This window comes from Pseudoalteromonas sp. SG45-3 (assembly GCF_014164075.1).
Classification (GTDB): domain Bacteria; phylum Pseudomonadota; class Gammaproteobacteria; order Enterobacterales; family Alteromonadaceae; genus Pseudoalteromonas; species Pseudoalteromonas distincta.
The window spans coordinates 48,236-71,800 of record NZ_JACJEN010000002.1; the positions used below are offsets into that span (position 1 = coordinate 48,236).

The following is a 23,565-nucleotide window of genomic DNA, read 5'->3' on the forward strand; positions in this document are numbered from 1 at the left end:
TTTTAAGCTGTATTAATTGTTTAATTGGTTGAATTTTAATAACAATCTAACACCACAAACGAGGAGGAATTAGCTTCGCTCGAATTTTAACCTTGATTTTTAAGGGGTATTTAGTGTAATATGCTTCGTGTTCTAATAATTAGTTATCTAATGAAGTTTATTGGAAGTAAAAGTGGTTTGTTAATCTTAACGTCATTTTTAATCTTTATAATCATGAATTAGTGGTGTTACTAGTATTCGAACACTACATAATTTCATTTGCCGAACTCTTGGTATGGTTTTGCTAAACAAGTTTATTTAATTATTTAAGTAAATAAAGGTTTGAGTTGAACTATTACTTTCAATGTTTAACCCCCATCGTGGCGGTTAAATCTCGGTCCTTTGGTCTTCACCCTATCTGTTGGTGTATCAGACTTTAGAGGCTCTATGTATGTTGTTAATAAAAAAGCCACACACAGCTTTTTACAGCGATGCATAAACAACACTTTTAAATTTTTTGATTAGTGCTGCTCGATATTATTGGGTTGTTGCTACTTTATACTTAACCTTAAATCTAAGCTTATTGTTTTAGATATGGTTTTCGTGTGTGTGTAAAAAAAAAGTGTTGCCTAAATGAAAGACAAATTCGAAGCTATGTTTTAAACCTAGCTACTTAGTTTTAGCTCGTCTAATTAAGGTGAGCGCAGATAAAATGGAAAGTTGAGCATTTATGCAAAAGTTAAATTGGCGACGTATCGTACTTAAAGTAGGTAGTGCATTAATTGCACCAGATCAAGATGGCTGCCGTTCGCGTTACATATTAACCATCGCACAGTTCATTGTTCGTTGTCGTGCCCGTGGAATCGAGGTGATTTTAGTATCATCGGGTTCTGTAGCGGCTGGCGCACATTTATTCCCATCAGACAAACCACGCTCTGTGGTAATGAAAAAAGCAATGGCGGCAGCGGGTCAAACAGAAATGATTGCCATGTGGGACCGCTTTTTTGACTTTCCATCTGCGCAGCTATTATTAACGCATGGCGATTTACGTGACCGCGAGCGTTACCAGAGCATCCGTGAAACCGTGTTCACTTTACTTGAACATGGTGTACTTCCTATCATTAATGAAAACGATGCCGTAACCACCGACGATTTACGAGTAGGGGACAACGATAACTTATCAGCAATGGTCGCAGCAGCTGCCGATGCCGATGCTTTATTAATATTCTCAGACGTTGATGGGCTATATGATAAAAACCCTAACTTACATGATGATGCGGTGTTACTGCCTGAAATAAAATCAATTGATGAATCTATTTATGCTATGGCAGGATGTGCTACAAGTGCGGTAGGTACTGGTGGTATGAAAACTAAAATAGAAGCGGCAGAAAAAGCAACGTCACATGGTATAGCGACTTATATTATAAATGGCTTTAAAGAAGAAACATTTACAAAACTGCTAGCTGGAGAAAACCCAGGTAGTGTATTTTTACCGTACGAAAAACCGATGCAGGACTCTATTCATTGGATGACACACACAGCAAACGAGCAAGGTGAAGTTGTTGTTGATGGATCATTTGATGAATCTCTTGAAGGGGAAAGCGGCTGTATTCGTGGTGACGAAATCATGGAAGTCCATGGTGAATTTGCTGTTGGTGATACTATTTTAGTACGTAGTGAAGACGGTACGCGTTTAGCTAAAGCGACCGCAAATTATAGTAGCTGTTTGTTAAACTTTATTGCAGACAACGAACAGAGTGAATTCAGCGAAAAAATGCAGGATTCAATTGGACCAGTTATATCTGAAAAACATATCGCATTATTGGAGAAGTCATGAGCTTAATTACGGACATTTCACGCCAGACAGCTAAAGCTGCCCATACACTTGCTTTACTCGACACCGAGACTAAAAATCAAGTACTAGTTGAAATGGCAGCGGCACTAAGAGAGCAAAAAGCATTTATAATCAAAGAAAACGAGAGTGACCTAAGCGCAGCACGCGACAATAACTTAGCAGCCTCAATGATAGACCGCTTAACGCTAAACGATGAGCGCATTGAAGCAATGGCAGAAGGCATTGAAGTAATAGTAAGCCTAGATGATCCTGTTGGTCAGCTACGTGATATTACTGAGCGCCCAAATGGTATTAAAATTCGCAAAATGCGAGTACCTCTTGGTGTTGTATGTATGATTTACGAAGCACGCCCGAATGTGACAGCAGACGCTGGTGCATTATGTTTTAAATCAGGTAATGGCGTAATTTTACGTGGCGGCAAAGAAGCACTTAAAAGTTCACAAGCTATCGCAAGTGTAATGCACAGCGTACTTGAGAAGCACAACTTACCGGTATCACTTATTTCAGTGATTCCAGATCCAGACCGTGCGCTGTTAATGGAACTGATGCAGCAACGCGAAAGCATTGATTTAATCATTCCACGCGGCGGCGAGGGTTTAATTAACTTTGTTACTGAAAACAGTACGATCCCAGTAATTCAGCATTACAAAGGCGTTTGTCATCTATATGTAGATAAAGATGCCGACCTAGAAATTGCGCTTAACTTACTGCTTAACGGTAAAACCCAGCGTACCGGTGTTTGTAATGCACTAGAAGGTTTAGTTGTGCATCAAGATGTGGCAGATGAGTTTTTAAATTTGTGTGCAGTTGTATTACGCCAAGAAGGTGTAAAAATAAATGCTGACAGCTTTGCAGCTAAATACTTTGATAACGCAACAGTCCTAGCTGATAACGAATTTGGTGAAGAATATCTAGACCTAGAAATCGCTATTCGCGTTGTACCAAACTTTACGGCAGCGGTTGAACACATTGCACAGTTTGGATCAAACCATACAGAAGTAATTTGTACTAAAAATGAAGCTGCTGCAGAGTTATTCCAACGTAGTGTTGATGCTTCTGTAGTAATGGTTAACGCATCGTCTCGTTTTTCTGATGGCTCACAATTGGGCCTAGGTGCAGAGATTGGAATAGCTACTTCCAAGCTACATGCATACGGTCCTATGGGCCTCGAATCACTAACGACAGAAAAGTATTTAGTTAATGGAGTTGGCCAAGTTCGCGAGTAACTGCAAAAATTAAGTCCATAAAAAGCCGAGCATATTCATGCTCGGCTTTTTAGTTTGTAAATTACGCAACGGTTATTTTAATTTATCAAGCCAATCGCTTGCAGGTTCAGGTCTATGTAAATAGTAGCCTTGAAGAATAACTTCTGGATATTCCTGCAATAAATCAAAATGGGATTGGTTCTCTACGCCTTCAGCTACAATCTCTAACTCGAATAAACGGCCTAAGCTTACAATCATATCAATAATTAACTTATCGTTATTATCAGTCGGTGCTTCCAATACAAAAGAGCGGTCAATTTTTAGTTCTTGTATAGGTAATTGTTTTAGATAAGTTAAACTCGAATACCCAGTACCAAAGTCATCAATAGATACCCTAATACCTAGTTTCTTGAGACAGTGAACAGCCTCAATAGCCGCTTCCATATGATTAAGCAATGTCCCTTCAATTATCTCAATAGTGAGTTGCTGAGGATTAATGCTATGTTGCTTTATTTGTTGGCTAATAAAGCTTAAAAAACGCGCTTCATGAAAGTGCCTACCACTTACATTAATTGATAGGTTTAACTCAGGGTGAGTTTTACTAAGTTGCGTTAATATTTCTAGCGCATTTGTAGTCACCCAGCAATCTAAGTCATAAATTATATCTGACTCTTCAGCTATAGATATAAACTCACCAGGGCTAATAAAGCCTTTTTGGGGATGCTCCCATCTTAATAAAACCTCAGCACCTTTAAGTTCTTGATTGCGATCAAATTGCGATTGCAAATACAGAGACAACTCATTTTGTGCAATTGCTTTGCGTAAATCTTGCTCTATTTCGAAGCGGCGCTTTGCTTGCTCGCCAAATGAAGTATCGAAAAAGGTGATTCTGTTACCGCCTTTTTCTTTTGCTTTGTAGCAGGCCGCTTCACAATTTCTAATTGTTTCTATAGCACTTTCCCATTGATCCTCACGCGGAAAAATATACGTGCCAATACTTACCGTTAAGCTTACTTCTTGATCATTAAATATAAATGGGTGATTTATTGCTATGAGTAACTCTTGAGCTTTTCGTTCTGCAATTATTTGTGCTCTAGCACGACCAACTCCTTTATCTACAATGCACAGTGTTGCAAATTCATCGCTCCCTAAACGGGCAATAACATCTTTTTTATCAATATGAGTATGAATACGTTTAGTAAGATCTTTAAGTATATTATCTCCTGCAAGGAGCCCTAAACCATCATTTATTGAGTGAAAGCTATCAATATCAATAATATAAATATAAGCGTAGGTTTTATCCGTATTGCAGGTTTGAAGCTGTTGCTCTAATTGCTTTAAAAAGCCATTTCGATTAGGTAAACCTGTTAGCTCATCATGCCATGTTAAATAATCAATACGCTCTTGAGTTATTTTAACACTCGATATATCACTAAATACACCAATGTAGTGTACGTTAGTATCTTGCTCACCTTTAACCATTGTTAGTGTTAAAAGCTCTGGATATAGTTCGCCATTTTTTCGTCTTGTAACAAGTTCGCCACTCCAGTAACCGGCTTTGTTAGCATGCTCCCACACCTGATCAAAACTAATACTAGGATGATTGTTTTTCTTTATATCGTGCAATTGCATTTTTAAAGAGTCAGCTTCACAGTATCCTGTAATTCGACAAAAAGAAGGGTTAACGGCAATTATTTTACCATCGCTATCAGTTATTACTACACCGTCAGCAGTGCCTGTTAAAGCTTGATAAAACAACTGTTGCTTAGAGGAAAGTAGCTTTAATTCTTCTTCTCGTTGGGTTAGTTCTTGTGCTAGAGATTCTATTTCGAGAAGCTTATCGTGTAGGTCAAAGTTTTTTTCAATGAGACGGTCTAACATCCCTTGAGCTGTTATATGCGTGCGAATACGCGCTCTTACCAGTGCTAATTTGTAAGGCTTATGAATGTAGTCAATAGCGCCCATTGCAAAGCCTTTTTCTTCAGACTCTTCTTCGGTAAGCGCAGTGACAAATATAACAGGGATCCCTTTAGTATTTTGTTTCGCTTTGAGTATATTGCATACTTCGTAGCCGTCCATGCCAGGCATCATTATGTCTAATAAAATCAAATCAGGGCGAGTTGACTCAACAAATACTAATGCTTGTTCACCACTAGTCGAAATACGTACATCGTAGTCCGTTAAAAGCCCTTCAACTAATACGTGTAAATTACTAGGTTCGTCATCAACAATAAGAATTAAAGGTTTATGCTTTTGCTCTGTGGTTAATCCATTACTGTTTGCGAGGTAATTTGAATGCACTATCTGTCCTTCTCTGCGTTCTTTACAATATTAAATCTAGTTCAGGTTAGTGGTTATGCCTAATTTTTATTATCGTTTTTATACTTATCAATAAGCTCAATCACTAACGCGTAGTTAAAATGATCAATTGCTTCTTTGAGCTTAAATAAAGAGTGTCCTCTATCATATTGATCCATTTCTAGCTGTCTAATCAAACTGCTAGGTACAGGGCGAGCCGTTAATGCTAATGAGTATATATTATCAATAACCGAGTCTTCGTTTTCTAACTGATTTAGTTGCTTATGCTCTTTTTTAAAGCCCTCAGCTATCAAAAATTGTTTTACAGCAAAAAGTGTAAGAGTTAATTGCTCATTAAAGCTAGATAAGTTAATACTCTTCTCACCTATTAAGTTTTTCTCAATACTTTGCGTGCTTTGTTGCAGTAGCTCCAAGCCTAATGTTCCGGCCAATCCTTTAAGTGTATGTACTAGTCGAATTAAGCTTTCTAACTCTCCATTTTTGATTAATATATCAGCTTTAGTTGAAAAGTCATTGTAATCGTTGACAAACTGAGTAAATAATTTAGCTAACAATTCATCATTGTTTTCTACGTTGTCTTTTGCCAGCTGCAGATTAATTGTATTTAATGGTTTGTTACTTTGTAGGTGTTTTTCTATACTTTCGAAAAGAGCATCAAAAATAATTGGTTTTACTAAAAAGTCATCCATACCCGCTCTAAACGCTGCTTTTTTATCATTAGGATCTGCGGCTGCTGTAATTGCAATTATGGGAGTTTTGTAGCCCCGCTCTCTTAATATACTTGTTGCCTCTAAGCCGTCCATAACTGGCATCTGAACATCCATAAAAATAATATCAATGTCATTTGTCTCTACTTTACCTAATGCATCATGTCCATCATTAGCAATGATCACGGCCATATCTAACCTTGCTAAAAGGGCAGAAGCTATTTCTTGGTTAATCTTATTATCGTCAACCACCAATGCATTAAAACCCGAGAATTTAGGATGAGGCCTTAATTGCTTTTCTTTAAAATTATCAGGTGAAAGCTTCCTTAAAATTTCTACTTCACTATTCTTATTACCAATAAGTGTAATGTCTATACTTTCATTTTTCGCAATTGGCTCAGGAGACTCTTCATCAGTAATCAATAAAATAAGCGTCAATTTTTCATTAGTATTTTTATTTTGAGCATACAGTTGTTGTAATATAAAGTTATCTTTGAGCTCTTTTTGTTTTATCGACATTATTACAATACTAAATGGGCTATTAGGTTGAGCCATTTTAGCAATGGCTCTTAATGGTTCTTGTGTGGTTTCTGTTGTTATATTTATATCACTTAGTAAGTCCATTAATTTTTTAATTTGCTCATTATCGGGGCTAATTAATAGGGCATGTTTTTTAAGTTTTTGCTGCTCAGATAAGGTAAAGGGTAGAGTGAAGAAAAACTCGCTACCTTGATTAATCGTGCTCCTTACTTGTATATCTCCGCCAAGCAGTTTAGTTAATTGTTTGCTTATAGTGAGTCCTAAACCGGTTCCACCATACTTTCTTGTTGTGCTTGAATCACCTTGCGAGAAAGACTGGAATATAATTTTTGATTGCTCTTCAGTCATCCCAATACCCGTGTCTTTTATACTAAAGCGAAGGTTTATTGTTTTTTCGTGTTGAGATGTCGCTTCTATAATTAATGATATTTCACCATGCTCAGTAAACTTAATTGCGTTACCTACACAGTTATTTATTATTTGGCTTAAGTGCATTGGGTCGCCAATAAGTTCAAGTCCTGCATCAACGTGTAAAGTAAAATTTAGTAGCAAGCCTTTTTGCTTGGCATTTGTTGAGAATAAATTTTGAACGTTAGAAACAATAGTATGTAAGGTAAAAGGGATTTGCTCTAACTGGACTTTTTCCGATTCTAGTTTAGAAAAATCCAGAATATTATTTAAAATCTGCAATAAATTTTGAGCACTTGAAAAAGCTTTATCTGCGTAATGTTTTTGCCTTGAGGGAAGCTCACTGCTTTGTAATAGCTGCAACATACCTAATATGCCATTCATTGGAGTGCGAAGTTCATGGCTCATATTGGCTACAAAGTCTATTTTTGTTTTATTGGCTTTATCGGTTTGCTCCATAGCGCTCGTCAAGTCGGCATTCATTGCTTCCATTTGGGAATTTAATACTCGGGTTTCATTGAGTAGCTCTTTGGTTTGCTTATTTTTTAAATATAAAGCGTTGGCTGCTTTTATTACCGACGCTATTTCAGTTTGATTTTGGCTGGTATTTGAAATAGTTACTGGCTTTTCGTTATTCATGTCCTTAAGTAATAAAGTGAGCTGGGTAATCGGTTTTATAACCGATCTAAAAATAAAGTAGCTTAACAATAAAATGATTAACATAATTAAAACGGCAAATATATTTGCCTGTTCTGTATTTTTTGTTAAGTGGCTACTTAGTAGCTCTTCTGTTTCGGTTAGTTTATTTTTTTCTATATTTTTAATTTCATTAGTTAAATACAGCAATTCGTTTTCTATGCCAGTTAGCACTACATTTACAGAAAAAGTGTAGCTGCGGGTTAGCAATACAAGTTTGTTATAAGCTTGTTTTAAGCTTATTGTTTTATTGGAGAAGGACTCATTTATTACAGACGTGCTCGTTAGTTTTTTATGTAAGTAATCTAGGTTTTGTTTTACATTTTGCGCTTCATCAAAGTTAGGCTTATAAAGGTAGCTTACAGCAGCGTGCTTTAAATTACTTATTGTGAGTAAAACATCGTTAAAAATAACTTTATTGTCATTGTTTGAAGACTCTTCTAAATCAATAATTGTTACTTGTAAGTCATCAATAGGTTTTTTGAACTGAGTGGTGTAAAGGTGTTCGCGTTTTTGTCTGTTTATGACAACTTGGCCAAATGTATCTTGGTAATTATTTAAATATTCGCCAAGGCGTATTAGTGAATTTTTGTACTGTGGTGTATGGTTTTGAGTGTTTGCTTTTAGTTGCTTAAGATCTAGATTTGCCTTATTTAAGTAAAAATTAAATTTGGTAATCGTATTTTCATTTGCATTGTCAATAAATGAGACCGCATGCGCTTGCAGGGAGATAATATCGTTTTCTAAGTTAGTTACAGCTTCACTTTGAATAAGCGCGTTATGTTGCGATTTTTGCAAGTTAAGTAAAGACGTTTGCGAATAGTTAAACAAATAGCTCTGTAAAAGAAGTAATCCAATCAGCGAACACAGAGCTAATATTATTTTTGATTTAATTGAGTTTATTATCATTATCGGCTAATCAACTCATACCATTTTTGCAGGCTGTAGTCATAGGTTGGCATAACTGTATTCCACACTGCTACATTACTAAAGCGCTTATGGTAACTACCGCCATTACGTTGCCCACCTGCTTTTACTGCTACATCGCCATTGGTATTTAATAAATCTATGTTTGTTGCTTTTCCACCGTACCAGTAATCCCATTCAGACTGAGATAGGAGTAGTTTAGAGCGCTGCGGGTTACTAATGTAATAACCTTGGCGAGCAATAAATGCACCAGGCCAGCCTGAAAGCCACCAATTCATATAATCGTACGCAGCATCTTTTGCGCTACTTTGTATTTGTGACGATAAACACATAACACCATGCCAGCCTCGGTAGCCTTCTTTTGGCGCGGCAAATCGTACATTAATATTTTGGCTGTTTAATGCAGACACGGCAGGCGAAAACATACTTTCTATGTGGGCTCGTTTACTTTTCATAAATTCAATCGACTCAGGAACCGAGTTCCAATAGCCACTAAAGTGACCTTGGCGTTTAAAGTCGAGTAATATACTAAACAATCTATCAAGTTCGGAGCGGGTCATTGCACCTATATCGTTAAACTTTATAAGCCCTTTACTTTGTGCTGCTAGGGCTAGGTCAAATAATCCAATGGTAGGCGCATTTACAATAGCTACTTTACCTCTGTTCTCGTCATTAAGCAGCCAACTCCAGCTTTCTGTTTCGTATGCTATACCGGGCTTAATAAAGTCGGTGTTGTAACCAAAAGAGTCAACATTATGCACATAAGGTAAAAAGCTAAGATGATCGCTTTCTTGTGCGCTTAATGTGCCATCGGGTTGAACATTTAATAATTTATAGGGGGCATCACCTGCACCAATACTTGCAGTTTCGGTTAGTTTTCCCGTTTTAGTAAGTGGATTTATCTCGTTAAAGTAGGTGAGTCGTTTTTTTTCTATTGGCTGAATGGAACCTGCATCCCAAAGCACATTAATGCTGTCTGACCATTGTTCGTATAAATCAAAGGAGTTAGGGTCCATTGATGCCTTTTGCAAAACAGCAGCGCTGCCTGCGGGAGTAAATTCTATATTAATACCCAAGTCACTCATCGCTTGCTTGCGGATAGCCTCTTGGAGTGTTACATGCGTACCAAGCACTCTTAATGTGACTTTTTTTCGGGCAAAAACATAAGGCGCATGTGTTATTGCACCAGCTGTTAAACCTATTGCAGCTAGCTTTTTTAGCGTTGAACGCTTAGGGTTGTCCATGTTAAGCCTAAAGTACTAATGTGTGACATTATGTATAGCTAAGAACTTGTAAAGACACAAGTTGAATGGATAAATTTAAAATTATATAGAATGAAAAATTAGAATATTAGGGTGTCAAAAAATAATAAAAACAGTGGAAAAATAGAAGAGTAGAACGAATTTGAAAAGGAGTAGGAAAGTGGTGGAGCTAAGCAGGATCGAACTGCTGACCTCCTGCGTGCAAGGCAGGCGCTCTCCCAGCTGAGCTATAGCCCCACATTCCTAAGTTACATATAATGTAACTGCTTGACTGCTGAGTTCCAAGCGGGACGAACTTTAAGTTTTTTTATAAATTTGGTCAAGTATTTTTTCGTAAATTTTCACTGTTTACGTCAATTTTTGTTAGACTCGGCTTAATTCAAAACTAAAACGATAAAAAACAATGAAAAAATGTGTTCTAGCGCTTATGGTTTTACTCGCTGGCTGTGCCTCAAATGATGAGCCGCCTTTTGAAATAAATAATAAACAGTTTCACGAAAAGCAAGATGAGCAAGGCAATAAGCTTTTTGCTTATGTTGTTTCGGTAAAAGCTAAGCATCGTGAAAACTTTAACCTTGACCGTGGTCCTAATAAGAGACCAAGTCGTGGTGAGGTTAAGCAGTATATAGAGAAAGAGCATTTTGAAGAATCGAGCATTCTGAAGTTACAGCTAGAAGACCAAGCAGTTGAATTATTAAATCAGGAGCTAAAAGATCGTAAGTATTGCGACAACAAGCATGAAGTTAATGATGTTTTATGGCGAGATTTGAGTGTACAACTAAGAGGGCGTTGTTTGTAATATGTTGGCTGATAAAACTAAGTTAGCAGAGCTTTTGGCGCACCTAGATATTAACTATGATGTAATAGAGCATCCGCCGCTACATACTAGCTTAGCGGCAGATGAGTTTATGATTGAGCGCCCAGGTACTCGCCTTAAAAACCTATTTTTACGCGATAACGAAGGCAAGCGACACTTTTTAGTTATTACAGCGCACAATAAGCAACTCGACTTAAAGGCACTATCAAAGCAACAAGGGCTTTCACGCTTAGGGTTCGCATCGAGTGAGCGGCTAGCTAAATATTTAAAAGTGGCTCCTGGGTGTGTATCTATGTTGGCTCTTTTAAATGATAAGCAAAACGAAGTGAGCTTATGGGTTGACCAAGATATTTGGCACGGTGATTTGTTTCATTGTCATCCGTTTGAAAACACCCAAACATGGTTGCTTAGTAAAGCTGATTTAGAAACATTTTTTAATTACACAAAGCATCAACCGCGCGTTGTATTTTTACCCTCAAAATAAGCCCACATAATTAACGATAAACCACATAAGCAAACCGCAAGCAGTGTAAACATAAACGCTGTTTGCCCATGATGTTGGTATACCACACCGGGTAATAACGACCCCAATGCGCCACCACTGTAATAAAACGATACATATCCGCCATTGGTTACACTTGGTGGGGCTTTACTGATTTTATTAACGAGCGGTGCGGCAGTTGAATGAATCACAAACATAGCACCACAAAACAAAGTAAATGCGATTAAAAATAAGCTAAGCTGATGGCTCATTAATAAAATAATACTCACACTATAAAAACTAAATACCGCAGTTAATAAATGCCAAGGCGAAGGGACTTTTTTAAGTAACCAAGGTGCAGCAATAGAGGCGAGGGCACCAATTAAATAACCACTGTAAACTAAACCTATGTCACGAGTATTGGTAATTAAAAACGTGTTTTGTAATATAAACGGTAAGTAATTAAGCAGTGCAGCGAAGCAAAAAAACATACAAAAAACGGCGCCGTAAACTTTAAGTACAGCGCCTTCTTTAAGTTGTTTAATGTAATCGAGTGGGGAGAGTTGCGACTGTTTAGCTGGGTTTGTAAAGCGAGAATGCTTAACTGTCAAAGCTAAGCAAATAAGCATAAAAGCAATTACGTAATAAAAGCTCTGCCAATTCCATAAGTCGCTAAACAAAGCGGCAAGCACACGTCCAAAGTAACCACCAACTATACTGCTACCAATATATAGGGTCATATTTTTTTGAAGTGTATCAGCGCTATAACTCATGCCTATATAGCTAGTCATTGCTGTTAAAGCTGCGGGGAGCGTTAAACCCTGTAAAAATCTGACTAATAATAAAAGCTCAAAGCCAGGTACATAAACAAAAAGTAAGCAGCTAAGGCCTAAAAGCACCATTGCAATACGTAATATAAGTAGTGGGTTTATTTTTGCTAAAAATAAACCGTAAACGAGCGGGGCAATGGCTAAGGGCAGCATAGTTGCAGTCATTAAGCTGCCAGCTACCGCAGGGGCTACATTAAATTCGCTCGCAAAAAGGCTAAGTAGAGGTTGTGGTGCATAAAGTACAAAAAATATAAATACCGAGCAAACGAGTAGATGAGGTAAACGCATTATATGGCTTATACATTTGCTGATTTGTTGTCTGGTATTGTATTAAAAATTGTTTTTAATTGATAATTAAAACCATGCTCTTTGCGTCATATCATGGTTTGTTTTAACTAGTTTGCTAGATTAATGTCGATAGCGCTGTTATTTGAACTCGTTGGTGATTAAAATAGCGATAATATTAGTTTTTAGTGGAACAAAGTCATGGGTTCATTACAAGACCAATTGCTTCAAGCAGGATTAACAACATCGCATAATGCTAAAGTTGCTAAATCAGAAAAGCGTAAGCAACAAAAAAAGCAAAAGAAAGGGGCTACTAGCAACCCAAGTGATCTGCAAAAGCATATTCAACAAACCAAGCTAGAGCAGCAAAAAAAAGCTGAAGAGCTTAACCAAACACGCCAAGTGAGCTTAAAGCAGCGCGAACAAGAAGCGCGTGTTAAACAAATTTTAGAGCACCACAACCAAGACGCTATTCGTGGTGAGCGCACATTTAATTTTACTTATCAAAATAAAGTAAAAAATATCGACGTGAACGAGAAAACGCAAAAAGCGTTATCGGGCGGTCGTTTAGCTATTTGTGTACTAGAAGGGCAATTTTACGTACTAGACGACGAACCAGCACGCAAAGTGGCTGAAGTTGACGAAAAGTATATTGTTTTTCATGTAGAGCCAGAAAGCAAACCAAAAGATGAAGATGACCCATACGCAGACTTTGCAGTACCAGATGATATAGTGTGGTAATAAGTTATTAAGGGTAAGCTCATTTTTATTTGCTAAAGTATATAAAAGTGAGATAGAAACGAGTTAGCGGTTTTTGGTTAAGTTGATCGTCTAGCGTCGTTTCGTACGTATGCTTTTTATTTGATTGTTTACTACAATCAATAGAACAGTTTTTCTAACCGTCAAAAAAGAAGAGTAAATACAATGAGCAAGATGAAAACACTACTATTAGGCGCGGGTATTACTTTAGCCGCAAGCTTCTCGTTTAATGCAACAGCTGCCGATGGCGCTGCACTTTATACCGCTAAAAATTGTCAAACTTGTCATGGCGCTGAAGGTAAAGCACCAATTATGGGTATGTACCCTAAACTAAACGGTCAAAACAAAGACTATTTAGTAGCGCAAATGAAAGATATTAAGTCAGGTGCACGTAATAACGGTATGACCATGGCTATGAAAGCAATGGTTGCAACGGTAACTGATGAAGAGTTTGAAGCAATTGCAGATTACCTAGCTAACGTAAAATAATTTACGCAGTTATACCATTTTAATGCAATTGGTATTTTAGTTTTATAAACAGCCACACAATAGTGTGGCTGTTTTGTTTGGTGTTTGCTATAAAATAGAGACTGCTTTAGACTTCTAAACATCTGTTCGTACAGGTTAATAATGTACGTTTTTATAAGGCTCATTATGTTTGATTTACCCCAACTCGATTTAAAAAATAAAGTATCAGCACAAGAGTGGCAACTTCGTGTTGATTTAGCCGCGTGTTATAGACTGGTAGAGCACTTTCGTTGGGGGGATTTAATCTATACGCATTTATCAGCACGTTTACCTGGCACCGACCACTACTTAGTGAATGCGTTTGGTTTAACCTTTGATGAAGTAACTGCCTCTAATTTAGTAAAGGTCGACTTAGACGGCAACATTATTGACGATACGCCATTTAGTATTAATCCAGCTGGATTTACTATTCACAGTGCGATTCACGAGGTACGCGAAGACGCTCATTGTGTTATTCACCTTCATACCAAAGAAACAATCGCAGTCGCTACACAAAAAAATGGTTTATTACCGCTTAGCCAATATTCAATGTTTTCACTGCCATCGCTTTCTTATCATGGTTACGAAGGGCTTGCAGTAAACGACGACGAGCGAAAAGTGCTGCAAGATGATTTGGGCAGCACTAACCATATGTTATTGGTAAATCATGGTGGCTTAACAGTAGGCCCAACGGTAGGCGATGCGTTTATGCGCTTTTATGATTTACAGCGAGCGTGTGAAATACAACTAGCACTACAATCAAGCTCGCAAGAGGTGATTGAAGTACCGCAACCTATAATCGACAATATTTATAATCAAGCAAACGTAGTACACAGTGGCAGCACTGGCGGGCAACTTGCGTGGCCTGCGATGTTACGTAAAGCGTATCGACTTGACCCTAGTTTTGCAAAATAACCCATAGCGGTTAATAAGGAATTTTAATGAAAGTAAATCGCGTTGAAGTATTTGATATTCACTGTCCTGATAGACCTTCTTGGACACCTGTGTTTGTACGTATTCATACTGACGAAGGTATTAGTGGTGTTGGCGAAGCGGGCCTTGCATACGATTTAGGTCACAGTGCTGCAGCGGCTATGATTAAAGAAATGGCCGACGCCTTTTTAATAGGCCACGACCCATTTCAAACAGAAAAACTATGGTCACGTATGTTACGTGAAAGCTTTTGGGGTTTAGGCGGCGGACCTGTTGTATATGCTGCAATGAGCGCAATTGATACCGCACTTTGGGATATAAAAGGTAAAGCGCTTGGTTTACCTGTATACCAGTTATTAGGCGGTAAAGTTAACGACAAACTACGCACTTACGCTTCGCAATTACAGTTTGACTGGGATAGCGAATTTAAAGCCCTAGTACAACCGCAAGAATATGCCGAAGCGGCTTTAAAGGCGATGGCCGAAGGTTACGATGCAGTAAAAGTAGATCCAATTCAGTACGATAAAGACGGCAATACTTATTACGATCGTACAAAAATAATTTCACGTACTGAAATGAAGCTATACCGTGCGCGCATGCAAGCTATTCGCGAAGCAGTAGGCGACGAAGTGGATATTATTTTTGAATGCCACAGTTTACCAGGTGTTACAACAGCTATTCAGCTAGGTGAAATTGCAGAAGAATTTGACTGTATGTACTTTGAAGAGCCAGTTAACTATTTAAACCATTCATTACATGCAAAAGTAGCAGATAAAGTTAATGTGCCAATTGCAGGTGGTGAACGTTTGTATAATCGCTGGGGTGTGCGCCCGTACTTAGAAGATCAAAGTATTGATGTTCTACAACCTGATATTGGTTTATGTGGTGGTTTTACCGAAACCAAAAAAGTGTGTGATTACGCTGATATTTTTGATGTGCGTATTCAAGCTCACGTATGTGGCGGGCCTGTTGCAACAGCAGCATCACTGCACTTAGAAACGGCTATCCCTAACTTTTTGATTCATGAGCACCACACTTATGCGATTAAAAAGTGGAACCGCGAGTTATGTTTACAAGACCCACAACCTAAAAATGGTTTCTTTGAAGTGTCAGAAGAGCCAGGGTTGGGTATTGAATTAAATGATGAGATTGTTATGCGTTCTCAACGCGTAGAAATAAAATAATAGTCTTTTAACCTAACTTTAGGTCATGCATTAAAAAGCCGGTAAGTGATTAGTCACTTACCGGCTTTTGCTTATTTAGGGGGAAGTAAAGCTTGTTATAACTCGTTAATTTTACATTCTACGTCTTTAAGCTCAATAGTGGCTTTACTATCAAGGTGGCGTATATAGCATTGCTTGCCTTTAATCATCAATTCAAACTGATCGGGTGTATTGCGACTTTGCGTGTCGATAATATTATTACCATCCACATTGCTAAGGGTTACTGTGCTGCTGGTAGTAAATACATTCTCAGCTAATTGAGTTTCTTGTATATGTACAAGTGTTTTAATTGCTTTGCTAACGGCTGTTTTATTTGGCTTTGCCAGTAGAGCATGTTGCAGCTTAGGTGTCGGATCTGGATTTTGAGATATGCAGCCATTGAGAAAAAACGCAGAAAATACAACGATTAGTAAAAAGTACATTTTCATAAATTGGCCGTATTATTATAAAAAGAGAGTTTAATATAACTAGTTTTACTTAAACTTGGTAGTAGTGCTTAGCGTTTGCATAGCTAAGGTCATGCCATGTCTTATCGTTTGAGCATAACGCCTTATGGCAGTGCCATAGGTTGTTGTAGCTTGTATTTATTTGGCACACAGGGAAGTTGCTTGCAAACATAATACGCTGCTGGCCAAAGTGATTAAAAAGAAAATTAAAACACGCGGCTTGTTGCTCACTGGTAAGTTGTAGTAATTCAAAACCAGAGAATTTAATTGCTATGTTGTCGTGCTGAGCAAGTAACTCAGCACCTTGTTGCCAGTCATTTAAATTACTTGGCAGTCCTGCATGATTAATTATAATTTGAAGCTGCGGTAGCTGCTTAGCGTAGTAAGCTATTTGTTTGGTTATTTCGCTATTTTCAATATCAAATTGAGCTTCAAAATGCAGTTTATTTGTAGCCAATAAATTAAGGTTATTAATACAATGAGGGCTTTTTAGTCTCACTGCATCATCGTCTTCGGTTATATCTCTTATACCACAAAGGCTTGAATGAGCCAGTGCATTCAGCGCGTGATTAAATTGCTCTGCGGGCGCATCAATTTGGTTGTAACTAATAGCCTTAAATGAAAGGTTTTTTAAATGCGAGCTTAGCCAGTTTAACTCGTTTATAGGTGATTGATTATCAAACCCAGCCTCAATGTGCACAATACCCGCAAGTTCAAAATCAGTACTTTTTACAAGTTGCTCTGCACTTATTGCTTGTTTAATTTTTTCTAGGTTAGGCCATGCTGGTGGGTTTTCGCCTTGTAGCCAAGTATATTGACCCTCGGCAAGATTAAAAAAATGCACATGAGGGTCAATAATTTGCATGCTCATTGGGCTGTATAGCCGCCATCAATACTTTGTAAGCTACCAGTAATAAAGCTGGCATCGTCGCTTGCTAAAAAGCTCACAAGAGCAGCAACTTCGTCGGCTTGACCTAATCGGTTAAGCGGTTGCAGACTTGCTTCCTCGGCAACTATTTCAGCTTTGTTTGCGCCACTTTTTGCGCAGTACGCATCTATCGCGTTATGAAATAGCGGGGTTTCTATTGTGCCAGGGCATACCGCATTTACTCTAATATTAAAGCTCGCGTAATCAAGCGCCGTTGTTTTGGCCATTGAGGCAAGGGCATGTTTTGTTAGGTTATACGCAAAAGAGTTTTGCTTACCTATAATTGCTTGATCGGATGCGACTAATATAATAGCGCCGCTATTTTGCGCTTTCATGCTTGGCAATACGCTTTGTACTGCGGCATACGCGCCTTTAACATTAAGCGCAAAAAGTGCATCGAGAGTTTGCTCGTCGGTGCTTTCTATATTTGCGCTTAAGTGTTTTCCAGCATTAGAAACAAGTACATCAATACGTTTACTTTGTTCACAGATAGCGTTGATGCAGCTTTGTACCGCCGATACATCACTTACATCACACTGATGAAATATACCAGTTTCGCTTGGCTCTATATCAAGGTTATGTACTTTATAGCCATTACTTAGCAAACGCTTTACAACGGCTAGACCAATTCCTTTTGTACCACCTGTAACTACTGCAACTTTAGACATACTTACTTCCTTTATTGCTAACTAGTGAGAGTGACCGCAGCCGCCTTCAGCGTGCACATGTCCGTGAGAAACTTCTTCACTTGTCGCTTCACGTACAGATACAACTTCAACGTCAAACGTGAGTGTTTTGCCCGCAAATGGGTGGTTTAAATCACAATCTGCGTTAAAACGACCAACCTTAACAATAGTAACCTGATGACGACCTTGGTTAGAGCTAACCATTGCTGTCATACCTGGTTTCCATACTTTAACGTCGCCTTGTAGGTGCTTAAGCGGAATACGTTGAATTAAGTCATCAACACGCTCGCCGTACGATTCACTTGGCTCTAGAGTTACACTAAATTTTTCGCCAGCTTCTTTGCCTTCAAGTGCTTTTTCTAAACCAGGAAGCATGCCTTCGCTGCCATGAATGTAAGTAAGTGGCGCTTCGTTTGTGCTACTTTCAATTTGTTCGCCCGCTTCGCTAAGGGTGTAATGAAATTCAACTGCTGAATTTTTGCTAATTTGCATGCTTGTCTCTTCAAATAATAACTATGTTAGAGCGCAATTTTACGCGAAATATACTTGTTTATAAACTTAACGTGGCTGATTTAGTGTTTTTTGTAAATCTAGCAGTAAATCTTTTTTTATTGGTGCTGCTTTTTGCTTTTCAGCCTGTGGTATAAACAGTACTAATTGAGTGCCAGGCTTTAAAATACTTGATGCAGAGAGTTTGTTCCATTTTGCCAAGTCGCTATGAGGTACATCATAAAGCTGACTTATACTCCAAAGGCTATCGCCTGACTTAACTTCGTAATCTATTTCAATGGTGGGGATCGCAATCTCTTGGTGTTCTAAATAAGGGCTGATTTTGTAATCAACAGTTAATGTGCTTGGCAGAGTTTTAGGTTGTCCAACTAATAACTTTTCTCCAACACCTATTAAATTATTATTTTTATTATTAAGTTGTTTTAAAGCTTTTACAGACATACTAAAACGCCTGGCGATACTGTAAAGCGTATCGTTTTGTTTAACGATGTACTCTCCAGCAAAGTTTGATTTGAAGAACTGACTTTTTAATAATGCTTCTTGCCCTATAGGCAGCAGTAAAGTGTGCGGCCCGTTAGGTGAGCTTTGATTTTTTAAATATCCCTGATTAATAGCATGTAACTGCTTTGAACCTATACCAGAGAGCTTGGCAATGACTGAAAAGTCGAACTGCTGGCCTATGTTCATCTGTGTTGTAAATGGTTTATATGCAAGCTTTGGGCGTTTAATGCCTTTTTGTGGATGTTTAACTAAATAGCTTAAAGCGAGTAATTTGGGTACATAATCAGCGGTTTCTTTTGGCAGGCTGAGCGACCAGTAATCGGTGCTTTTACCGCGTTTTTTATTTTTTTCTATTGCGCGTTTAATGCGGCCTTCACCACTGTTATAAGCGGCCAAAGCGTGTAGCCAATTACCATCAAAGCGTTTATGTAAGTAACTTAAGTAATCAAGTGCAGCATCGGTTGAAGCAAGTACGTCTTGGCGCCCGTCATACCATTGGTCTGACTTAACACCAAAGTGATGCGCCGTTGCGCCAACTAACTGCCAAACACCAACAGCTTGCTGTGATGAGGCTATTGTTGGTCTAAAATCGCTTTCTACAAATGGTAGTAATGCGAGCTCCATAGGTAATTGCTTTTGCTCAATTTTTTTTACGATGTGATACAGGTAAGGCGCTGCGCGTTTGCTCACCGTTTGTAAGTAGTTAGGTTGCTTTGCATACCAGCTGATACGCTTTTTTAACGCGCGATTTTGATAAATCGTAAAGTGTAGGTTATTGGCTATATGCACCCACAGATCGGTGGTTTTTGGTGGGCGCTTTTTTACGATTGTTTTTTTGAATTGAAGTGGCGTAACTGGCTCATTAACTTGAGGCGTTTGAGCTACTTCCTCGTCAATATCATAAGTATAGTCAGGCTCAAAATGAGTAAATATTTGTGGAGCTTCTTGTGGTTCTTGCTCCGTTGATTGACAACCAAATAACAAAATACCCAAACAACATAAAACCAAACTGCGCATAGTGATCACTTTTGTAAATTCCTTTTATTATTTTAACACAATCCGTTGTGTTGAGTTATTCTGCGCTTTTTACGCGATTTAGGCCTGCTTGTAAAAAAAAGTTACTCGATTTTATATTAAGCGCTTCTTGTTTATAAGGCTCAATAACTGATTCAGGAAACGACAGCATTAATTGCTCAATACTTTGATCTTTATTGTTTTTAACATGCTCTGTTATGGCTGCTAAGAATGATAGTGGCTGTTTCAGCTGCTCTTTTGTTAATGTGCCGCCGTGACCAGGTATAATAATAGCGAGCTTTTCATCGTTAATATATTGCTTAAGCAACGTTTGCCAACTATTAAGTTCGCCGTGACCAGGGTAAGGAAGCCAGTCAACGATATCGCCACCAATCAGCACACTGCCATTATTAGTAGTAATAGTTAAATCACCGTTAGTATGGGCTTGCTGCGGCTCAAGCGTTACCTCAAAACCACCAAGGTCGATAACTTTACGACTATTAATGACTATTTCGGGTTTGCTAAGCTGATACTCCTGCCAGCGAAAAAGTCGCTTTTTTGCAAGCTTTAACTTATCACGCCATTTAGCTTGCTCTTCTTTAGGGACATTCGCTAATCGTTGGTAGCTCAGCTCAATGCTCTTTTCATAGGTGTCTAGTTTGTCGGTATATGCTGTTTGGTAAAGGCTAAAATTTTTATTTACTTGCTGATGAACAACGAGCTTGGCATCAGGATAAAAATTTTGCATAACCGCCATACCTAGCAAGTGATCGTCATGGTAATGCGTGGCAACCAAATAGCATAAAGGTGTTTTAAGGCGTTTTTTTAAATCTTCAGCAAGTTGTTCAACTGCAGCAAAATTGGCACTCGTATCAACCAGTAGGGCACATTTTTCGCCTTCAATTAATACTTGGTTAGAGTCGTAAAAGCGAAGCTTGTCTTGTTGCTTTAAAAACTGAATATGAGGGTTTATTGTATTCCAAATAACGGCAGCGTAGGTGCTAGGTGCTATTGATAGTAAAGTGCATGCCAATAGTAAGTGCTTACATGAAGAGGTTATGTTTGAAAGTTTTAACTTCATTTATTATCTCTACGCTGAGGTTTAATTACTTTAATAATAAACAAAAAGCGCAGTATGCGCTTTTTATTTTTGGTGTTTGGGGTCATTTGCCAAATGCTGACTGAGTTTATCAATCAATTGGTCTTGATGCTGTTGTTCAACTGTAGCCTGTGTTTTTGCTTCTAGCAATTCGTGGCTTAAGTTTAATGCTGCCATTAGTAGGGCTTTTTGATCGTTTCTAACGGTTGAGCGTTGTTTCATTTGCTCAACTAAGTCATTTAGATTTTTAGCTGCTGCTATTAATGCATCTTCCTGCCCTTCGGGGCAAGCAAATTGCTGCTCTTTACCTAGCAACTCAACAGTGACCCGCTGGTTTTGCAGCTCAGACATTAGCTAGCCTGTTGTGCGCTTTGTAATTTATCAAGAAGACCAGATAAAGTAGTGCTGGCATCTTTTTGCTTTTCTTCATTTTCTAAAGCTTCAAGCTGTAGTAATTCGTTTTCATCGCTTAGTTTAGTGTTCTGTTCTTTTAAAGTAGCAACATCTGTTTGTAATTGATTATTACGTCCGATTAAAGAATCGATCAGTTGTTCGAGTTGTTGAAGAGTAGTGTTGTTCATAAAGGCGCTCATATAACTGTAATTAATGTCATGCAAATGTAAAGCAAAGTGTGTTGATTTGCCAGCATTTACGGTGGTTTTAGCTGATTTTTCTTCTGCGTTAAGGGATAATTCAGCATATGAGCTTTTTCATTCAGAAATGGTTCACTTTAACACTCTCTTATCTTGGTGTGAGTTGCCAAAGCCTAGTGCTTATGGTTCACTTACGATATTAAATTGCGTATGGCGAAAATAAATAATGCTTAGTTACAGACACTCATTTCATGCGGGTAATCCTGCCGATGTACTTAAACATTTAGTACTGGCACAAGTACTAAATTACCAAACAATTAAAGATAAACCGCTTGATTATATAGACACGCATTCAGGTGCTGGCTTTTTTGAACTGGCAGCTGCTGATGCGCAAAAAACGCAAGAGTATCAAGATGGTATTGAAAAACTTTGGCAACATAAAAGTGAACATGCTGAGCTTAATGAGTACATTGAATTAATTAAGTCATTTAACGACACTGACGAACTTGCATTTTATCCGGGTTCACCAAAAATTGCAGAGCATTACTTGCGCCGCCAAGATAAGGGTTGGTTTTTTGAACTGCACCCGCGCGATTTATTATTACTTGAAGAAAACATGCAAGGTAAGCGCTCCATTCGTGTGCGCGGAGAAGATGGCTTTACCGGCTTAGTAGGATTATTACCACCAGCATCTCGCAGAGCGTGTGTATTAATTGACCCACCGTACGAAATTAAAGATGACTACGAAACGGTTGTAAAAACGTTAGTTAAAGCTCACCAGCGTTTTGCTACAGGTACTTACATGATTTGGTATCCGGTAGTAGACAGAGAGCGCATTGATAATATGGAGCAGGGCTTAATTGATTCAGGAATGCGCAACATTCAGCTATTTGAATTAGGCACTGAAGCGGATACTGACGTACACGGCATGACAGCATCTGGCATGATTGTGATTAACCCTCCATGGAAGCTAAAGCAAACAATGGATGCAATAATGCCTGAACTTGTTGGTTTGTTAAGTGAGCCAAGTGGTTTTTATAGAAGTGAACAACTCGTTGATGAGTAGCTTTAAATAGCGCTTACAATGAATGATAAAATGCCCAGCTTTGCTGGGCATTTTATTTGAAATATATACGAATGTGTTAGGTAACACATATATAGGAGGGAGCTAAATATTAATTAAAATAAACAGCGTTAAAAGTAGCAAGCGTATTACCGCTGTTGTTTTTAAGTTTTAGTGACTCGCCTGTAATTTCCCACTTTGAAGTATTGTTAAGTACGTTAGACATAGCTGCCTCTTGGTCCATATTCTCCGAACACATCTTTTTTGTACTCGCTAATTGACTAAGTGTAATTGTGTGCTGCTCGGTGCTATAACTTCCGCTAAAATTATTACAGCCTAAAAAGCCATTAACACGGTAGTCTTTATCGAACTGAATAAACGGCTCTTTAGTTGTAACATTTACTGTTTGAGCATTGATTGTTATTGCTTTCCAGTACGTGTTTGTAAGCGTTACGTCTGGCTTTTCAACGGATACTTTTGAAAGCTCAATTTTATAAGGGCCAGTTAGCTGTGATTCTCTAAATGGGTCGTTATTTGTGGTACTTGTGTAAAGTACTTTGTCTTTATTTATGATTCTGGCGCTTAGGCTATAGCGGTGTTTATCGTTAACTTTACTGGCATCATAAGTTAGCTCTACAGTAAATGGTGGGGCTTGGGTAATATCAATCACTTCTTGGGTTATTATATCTGCTTTTACATCCATTTTAGATACATCCGAAAGCGTAACTATTAACTGTGAACCGGGGCGAAGCATACTGCGATCTTTGTAGCTAACTTGGGTAGTTAGAGTCGATATTGATTTTGCTTGCTCTGTATTTTCAGTCGGCTTTGTTTGTTGATCACAACCGGTTATAGCAAAAGCGCTCAGTGCTAATAAACTAAGTCCTGTAAGTGCTTTTTTACGTGAATGTACTGCTTGATGCTTTTCCATGTTTGTTATCCTTACTCAATATTATCCCCTAGTGTATTACCTAGTGACTTAATCATTCCTT

Annotated in this window: 22 protein-coding genes and 1 tRNA gene; 9 read left to right on the plus strand and 14 right to left on the minus strand. The window is 38.2% G+C overall.

Annotation, left to right across the window (positions count from 1 at the left end):
• Positions 1-709 precede the first annotated feature (709 nt).
• Both proB and H5126_RS02640 read left to right on the plus strand, forming a co-directional pair.
• Positions 710-1,816: a glutamate 5-kinase gene (gene proB / locus H5126_RS02635; protein WP_002957876.1), complete on the plus strand. Its 1,107-nt coding sequence runs from the start codon at positions 710-712 to the stop codon at positions 1,814-1,816.
• Entirely contained in the window at positions 1,813-3,060 is a 1,248-nt protein-coding gene (locus H5126_RS02640; protein WP_182712017.1) for a glutamate-5-semialdehyde dehydrogenase, read from the plus strand. Before proB ends, H5126_RS02640 begins: the two co-directional genes overlap by 4 nt.
• A 72-nt stretch (positions 3,061-3,132) precedes the next feature.
• On the opposite strand, the gene H5126_RS02645 is transcribed toward H5126_RS02640, so the two are convergent.
• The 4 genes from H5126_RS02645 to H5126_RS02660 all read right to left on the minus strand — a co-directional run bounded on the left by H5126_RS02645 (position 3,133) and on the right by H5126_RS02660 (position 10,135).
• Positions 3,133-5,340, minus strand: coding sequence for an EAL domain-containing protein (locus tag H5126_RS02645; RefSeq protein WP_182720359.1), 2,208 nt, complete (start codon positions 5,338-5,340; stop codon positions 3,133-3,135).
• 59 nt (positions 5,341-5,399) lie between these two features.
• Entirely contained in the window at positions 5,400-8,618 is a 3,219-nt protein-coding gene (locus tag H5126_RS02650; RefSeq protein WP_182720360.1) for an ATP-binding protein, read from the minus strand.
• Positions 8,618-9,880 (minus strand): PotD/PotF family extracellular solute-binding protein, encoded by a 1,263-nt coding sequence (locus H5126_RS02655; RefSeq protein ID WP_182715861.1) that lies wholly within the window; start codon positions 9,878-9,880, stop codon positions 8,618-8,620. The genes H5126_RS02650 and H5126_RS02655 overlap by 1 nt, the downstream gene beginning before the upstream one ends.
• Before the next feature lie 179 nt (positions 9,881-10,059).
• Positions 10,060-10,135, minus strand: a tRNA-Ala gene (locus H5126_RS02660).
• Positions 10,136-10,301: 166 nt separating this feature from the next.
• Here H5126_RS02660 and H5126_RS02665 point away from each other — a divergent pair.
• Both H5126_RS02665 and H5126_RS02670 read left to right on the plus strand, forming a co-directional pair.
• Positions 10,302-10,697: a hypothetical protein gene (locus H5126_RS02665; RefSeq protein ID WP_002957870.1), complete on the plus strand. Its 396-nt coding sequence runs from the start codon at positions 10,302-10,304 to the stop codon at positions 10,695-10,697.
• A gap of 1 nt (position 10,698) precedes the next feature.
• The gene (locus H5126_RS02670) at positions 10,699-11,199 is read left to right on the plus strand and encodes a prolyl-tRNA synthetase associated domain-containing protein (RefSeq protein WP_154903604.1); all 501 of its coding nucleotides are present in this window, start codon (positions 10,699-10,701) and stop codon (positions 11,197-11,199) included.
• Here the strand turns inward: H5126_RS02670 and H5126_RS02675 are convergent.
• Positions 11,166-12,314, minus strand: a complete 1,149-nt coding sequence (locus tag H5126_RS02675; RefSeq protein WP_182720361.1) for an MFS transporter — start codon at positions 12,312-12,314, stop codon at positions 11,166-11,168. The genes H5126_RS02670 and H5126_RS02675 overlap by 34 nt on opposite strands.
• 198 nt (positions 12,315-12,512) lie before the next feature.
• On the opposite strand from H5126_RS02675, the gene H5126_RS02680 reads away from it, so the two are divergent.
• The 4 genes from H5126_RS02680 (at position 12,513) to H5126_RS02695 (ending at position 15,694) form a co-directional block, all read left to right on the plus strand.
• Positions 12,513-13,052 (plus strand): DUF2058 domain-containing protein, encoded by a 540-nt coding sequence (locus H5126_RS02680; RefSeq protein WP_182720362.1) that lies wholly within the window; start codon positions 12,513-12,515, stop codon positions 13,050-13,052.
• A gap of 183 nt (positions 13,053-13,235) precedes the next feature.
• A complete protein-coding gene (locus H5126_RS02685; RefSeq protein ID WP_182694165.1) occupies positions 13,236-13,559 on the plus strand; it encodes a c-type cytochrome in 324 nt (107 codons plus the stop codon).
• 165 nt (positions 13,560-13,724) lie between these two features.
• Positions 13,725-14,492: a class II aldolase/adducin family protein gene (locus H5126_RS02690; protein ID WP_010554363.1), complete on the plus strand. Its 768-nt coding sequence runs from the start codon at positions 13,725-13,727 to the stop codon at positions 14,490-14,492.
• A gap of 26 nt (positions 14,493-14,518) precedes the next feature.
• Positions 14,519-15,694, plus strand: coding sequence for a mandelate racemase/muconate lactonizing enzyme family protein (locus H5126_RS02695; RefSeq protein ID WP_007375956.1), 1,176 nt, complete (start codon positions 14,519-14,521; stop codon positions 15,692-15,694).
• A 95-nt stretch (positions 15,695-15,789) separates the two neighbouring features.
• On the opposite strand, the gene H5126_RS02700 is transcribed toward H5126_RS02695, so the two are convergent.
• The 8 genes from H5126_RS02700 to H5126_RS02735 all read right to left on the minus strand — a co-directional run bounded on the left by H5126_RS02700 (position 15,790) and on the right by H5126_RS02735 (position 21,498).
• The gene (locus tag H5126_RS02700) at positions 15,790-16,161 is read right to left on the minus strand and encodes a hypothetical protein (protein ID WP_182720363.1); all 372 of its coding nucleotides are present in this window, start codon (positions 16,159-16,161) and stop codon (positions 15,790-15,792) included.
• 49 nt (positions 16,162-16,210) lie between these two features.
• A complete protein-coding gene (locus H5126_RS02705; RefSeq protein WP_182720364.1) occupies positions 16,211-17,050 on the minus strand; it encodes an amidohydrolase in 840 nt (279 codons plus the stop codon).
• Complete coding sequence (locus tag H5126_RS02710) at positions 17,047-17,775, minus strand: SDR family NAD(P)-dependent oxidoreductase (RefSeq protein ID WP_024595817.1); 729 nt, start codon at positions 17,773-17,775, stop codon at positions 17,047-17,049. Before H5126_RS02710 ends, H5126_RS02705 begins: the two co-directional genes overlap by 4 nt.
• A gap of 21 nt (positions 17,776-17,796) precedes the next feature.
• Positions 17,797-18,285 (minus strand): peptidylprolyl isomerase, encoded by a 489-nt coding sequence (locus H5126_RS02715; protein ID WP_002957860.1) that lies wholly within the window; start codon positions 18,283-18,285, stop codon positions 17,797-17,799.
• A gap of 66 nt (positions 18,286-18,351) precedes the next feature.
• Complete coding sequence (locus H5126_RS02720) at positions 18,352-19,821, minus strand: LysM peptidoglycan-binding domain-containing protein (RefSeq protein ID WP_182720365.1); 1,470 nt, start codon at positions 19,819-19,821, stop codon at positions 18,352-18,354.
• Positions 19,822-19,876: 55 nt separating this feature from the next.
• Entirely contained in the window at positions 19,877-20,899 is a 1,023-nt protein-coding gene (locus H5126_RS02725) for an MBL fold metallo-hydrolase (RefSeq protein WP_182720366.1), read from the minus strand.
• A gap of 63 nt (positions 20,900-20,962) precedes the next feature.
• Positions 20,963-21,268, minus strand: a complete 306-nt coding sequence (locus tag H5126_RS02730; protein ID WP_002957856.1) for a cell division protein ZapA — start codon at positions 21,266-21,268, stop codon at positions 20,963-20,965.
• Entirely contained in the window at positions 21,268-21,498 is a 231-nt protein-coding gene (locus H5126_RS02735) for a cell division protein ZapB (protein WP_182720367.1), read from the minus strand. Before H5126_RS02735 ends, H5126_RS02730 begins: the two co-directional genes overlap by 1 nt.
• A 238-nt stretch (positions 21,499-21,736) precedes the next feature.
• On the opposite strand from H5126_RS02735, the gene H5126_RS02740 reads away from it, so the two are divergent.
• Positions 21,737-22,576: a 23S rRNA (adenine(2030)-N(6))-methyltransferase RlmJ gene (locus H5126_RS02740; RefSeq protein WP_182720368.1), complete on the plus strand. Its 840-nt coding sequence runs from the start codon at positions 21,737-21,739 to the stop codon at positions 22,574-22,576.
• 109 nt (positions 22,577-22,685) lie between these two features.
• Here H5126_RS02740 and H5126_RS02745 read toward each other — a convergent pair whose 3' ends face one another.
• On the minus strand, positions 22,686-23,504 hold the full coding sequence (locus H5126_RS02745; protein WP_138489730.1) for an META domain-containing protein: 819 nt from the start codon (positions 23,502-23,504) through the stop codon (positions 22,686-22,688).
• Positions 23,505-23,565 lie beyond the last annotated feature (61 nt).

What these genes read in the sequence shown, in the direction of transcription:
- proB (WP_002957876.1), top strand. Translation starts at nt 710, where the DNA reads ATGCAAAAGTTAAATTGGCGACGTATCGTACTTAAAGTAGGTAGTGCA.
- H5126_RS02640 (WP_182712017.1), top strand. Translation starts at nt 1,813, where the DNA reads ATGAGCTTAATTACGGACATTTCACGCCAGACAGCTAAAGCTGCCCAT.
- H5126_RS02650 (WP_182720360.1), bottom strand. Translation starts at nt 8,618, where the DNA reads ATGATAATAAACTCAATTAAATCAAAAATAATATTAGCTCTGTGTTCG.
- H5126_RS02655 (WP_182715861.1), bottom strand. Translation starts at nt 9,880, where the DNA reads ATGGACAACCCTAAGCGTTCAACGCTAAAAAAGCTAGCTGCAATAGGT.
- H5126_RS02665 (WP_002957870.1), top strand. Translation starts at nt 10,302, where the DNA reads ATGAAAAAATGTGTTCTAGCGCTTATGGTTTTACTCGCTGGCTGTGCC.
- H5126_RS02670 (WP_154903604.1), top strand. Translation starts at nt 10,699, where the DNA reads ATGTTGGCTGATAAAACTAAGTTAGCAGAGCTTTTGGCGCACCTAGAT.
- H5126_RS02675 (WP_182720361.1), bottom strand. Translation starts at nt 12,314, where the DNA reads ATGCGTTTACCTCATCTACTCGTTTGCTCGGTATTTATATTTTTTGTA.
- H5126_RS02680 (WP_182720362.1), top strand. Translation starts at nt 12,513, where the DNA reads ATGGGTTCATTACAAGACCAATTGCTTCAAGCAGGATTAACAACATCG.
- H5126_RS02685 (WP_182694165.1), top strand. Translation starts at nt 13,236, where the DNA reads ATGAGCAAGATGAAAACACTACTATTAGGCGCGGGTATTACTTTAGCC.
- H5126_RS02690 (WP_010554363.1), top strand. Translation starts at nt 13,725, where the DNA reads ATGTTTGATTTACCCCAACTCGATTTAAAAAATAAAGTATCAGCACAA.
- H5126_RS02695 (WP_007375956.1), top strand. Translation starts at nt 14,519, where the DNA reads ATGAAAGTAAATCGCGTTGAAGTATTTGATATTCACTGTCCTGATAGA.
- H5126_RS02700 (WP_182720363.1), bottom strand. Translation starts at nt 16,161, where the DNA reads ATGAAAATGTACTTTTTACTAATCGTTGTATTTTCTGCGTTTTTTCTC.
- H5126_RS02705 (WP_182720364.1), bottom strand. Translation starts at nt 17,050, where the DNA reads ATGAGCATGCAAATTATTGACCCTCATGTGCATTTTTTTAATCTTGCC.
- H5126_RS02710 (WP_024595817.1), bottom strand. Translation starts at nt 17,775, where the DNA reads ATGTCTAAAGTTGCAGTAGTTACAGGTGGTACAAAAGGAATTGGTCTA.
- H5126_RS02715 (WP_002957860.1), bottom strand. Translation starts at nt 18,285, where the DNA reads ATGCAAATTAGCAAAAATTCAGCAGTTGAATTTCATTACACCCTTAGC.
- H5126_RS02720 (WP_182720365.1), bottom strand. Translation starts at nt 19,821, where the DNA reads ATGCGCAGTTTGGTTTTATGTTGTTTGGGTATTTTGTTATTTGGTTGT.
- H5126_RS02725 (WP_182720366.1), bottom strand. Translation starts at nt 20,899, where the DNA reads ATGAAGTTAAAACTTTCAAACATAACCTCTTCATGTAAGCACTTACTA.
- H5126_RS02730 (WP_002957856.1), bottom strand. Translation starts at nt 21,268, where the DNA reads ATGTCTGAGCTGCAAAACCAGCGGGTCACTGTTGAGTTGCTAGGTAAA.
- H5126_RS02735 (WP_182720367.1), bottom strand. Translation starts at nt 21,498, where the DNA reads ATGAACAACACTACTCTTCAACAACTCGAACAACTGATCGATTCTTTA.
- H5126_RS02740 (WP_182720368.1), top strand. Translation starts at nt 21,737, where the DNA reads ATGCTTAGTTACAGACACTCATTTCATGCGGGTAATCCTGCCGATGTA.
- H5126_RS02745 (WP_138489730.1), bottom strand. Translation starts at nt 23,504, where the DNA reads ATGGAAAAGCATCAAGCAGTACATTCACGTAAAAAAGCACTTACAGGA.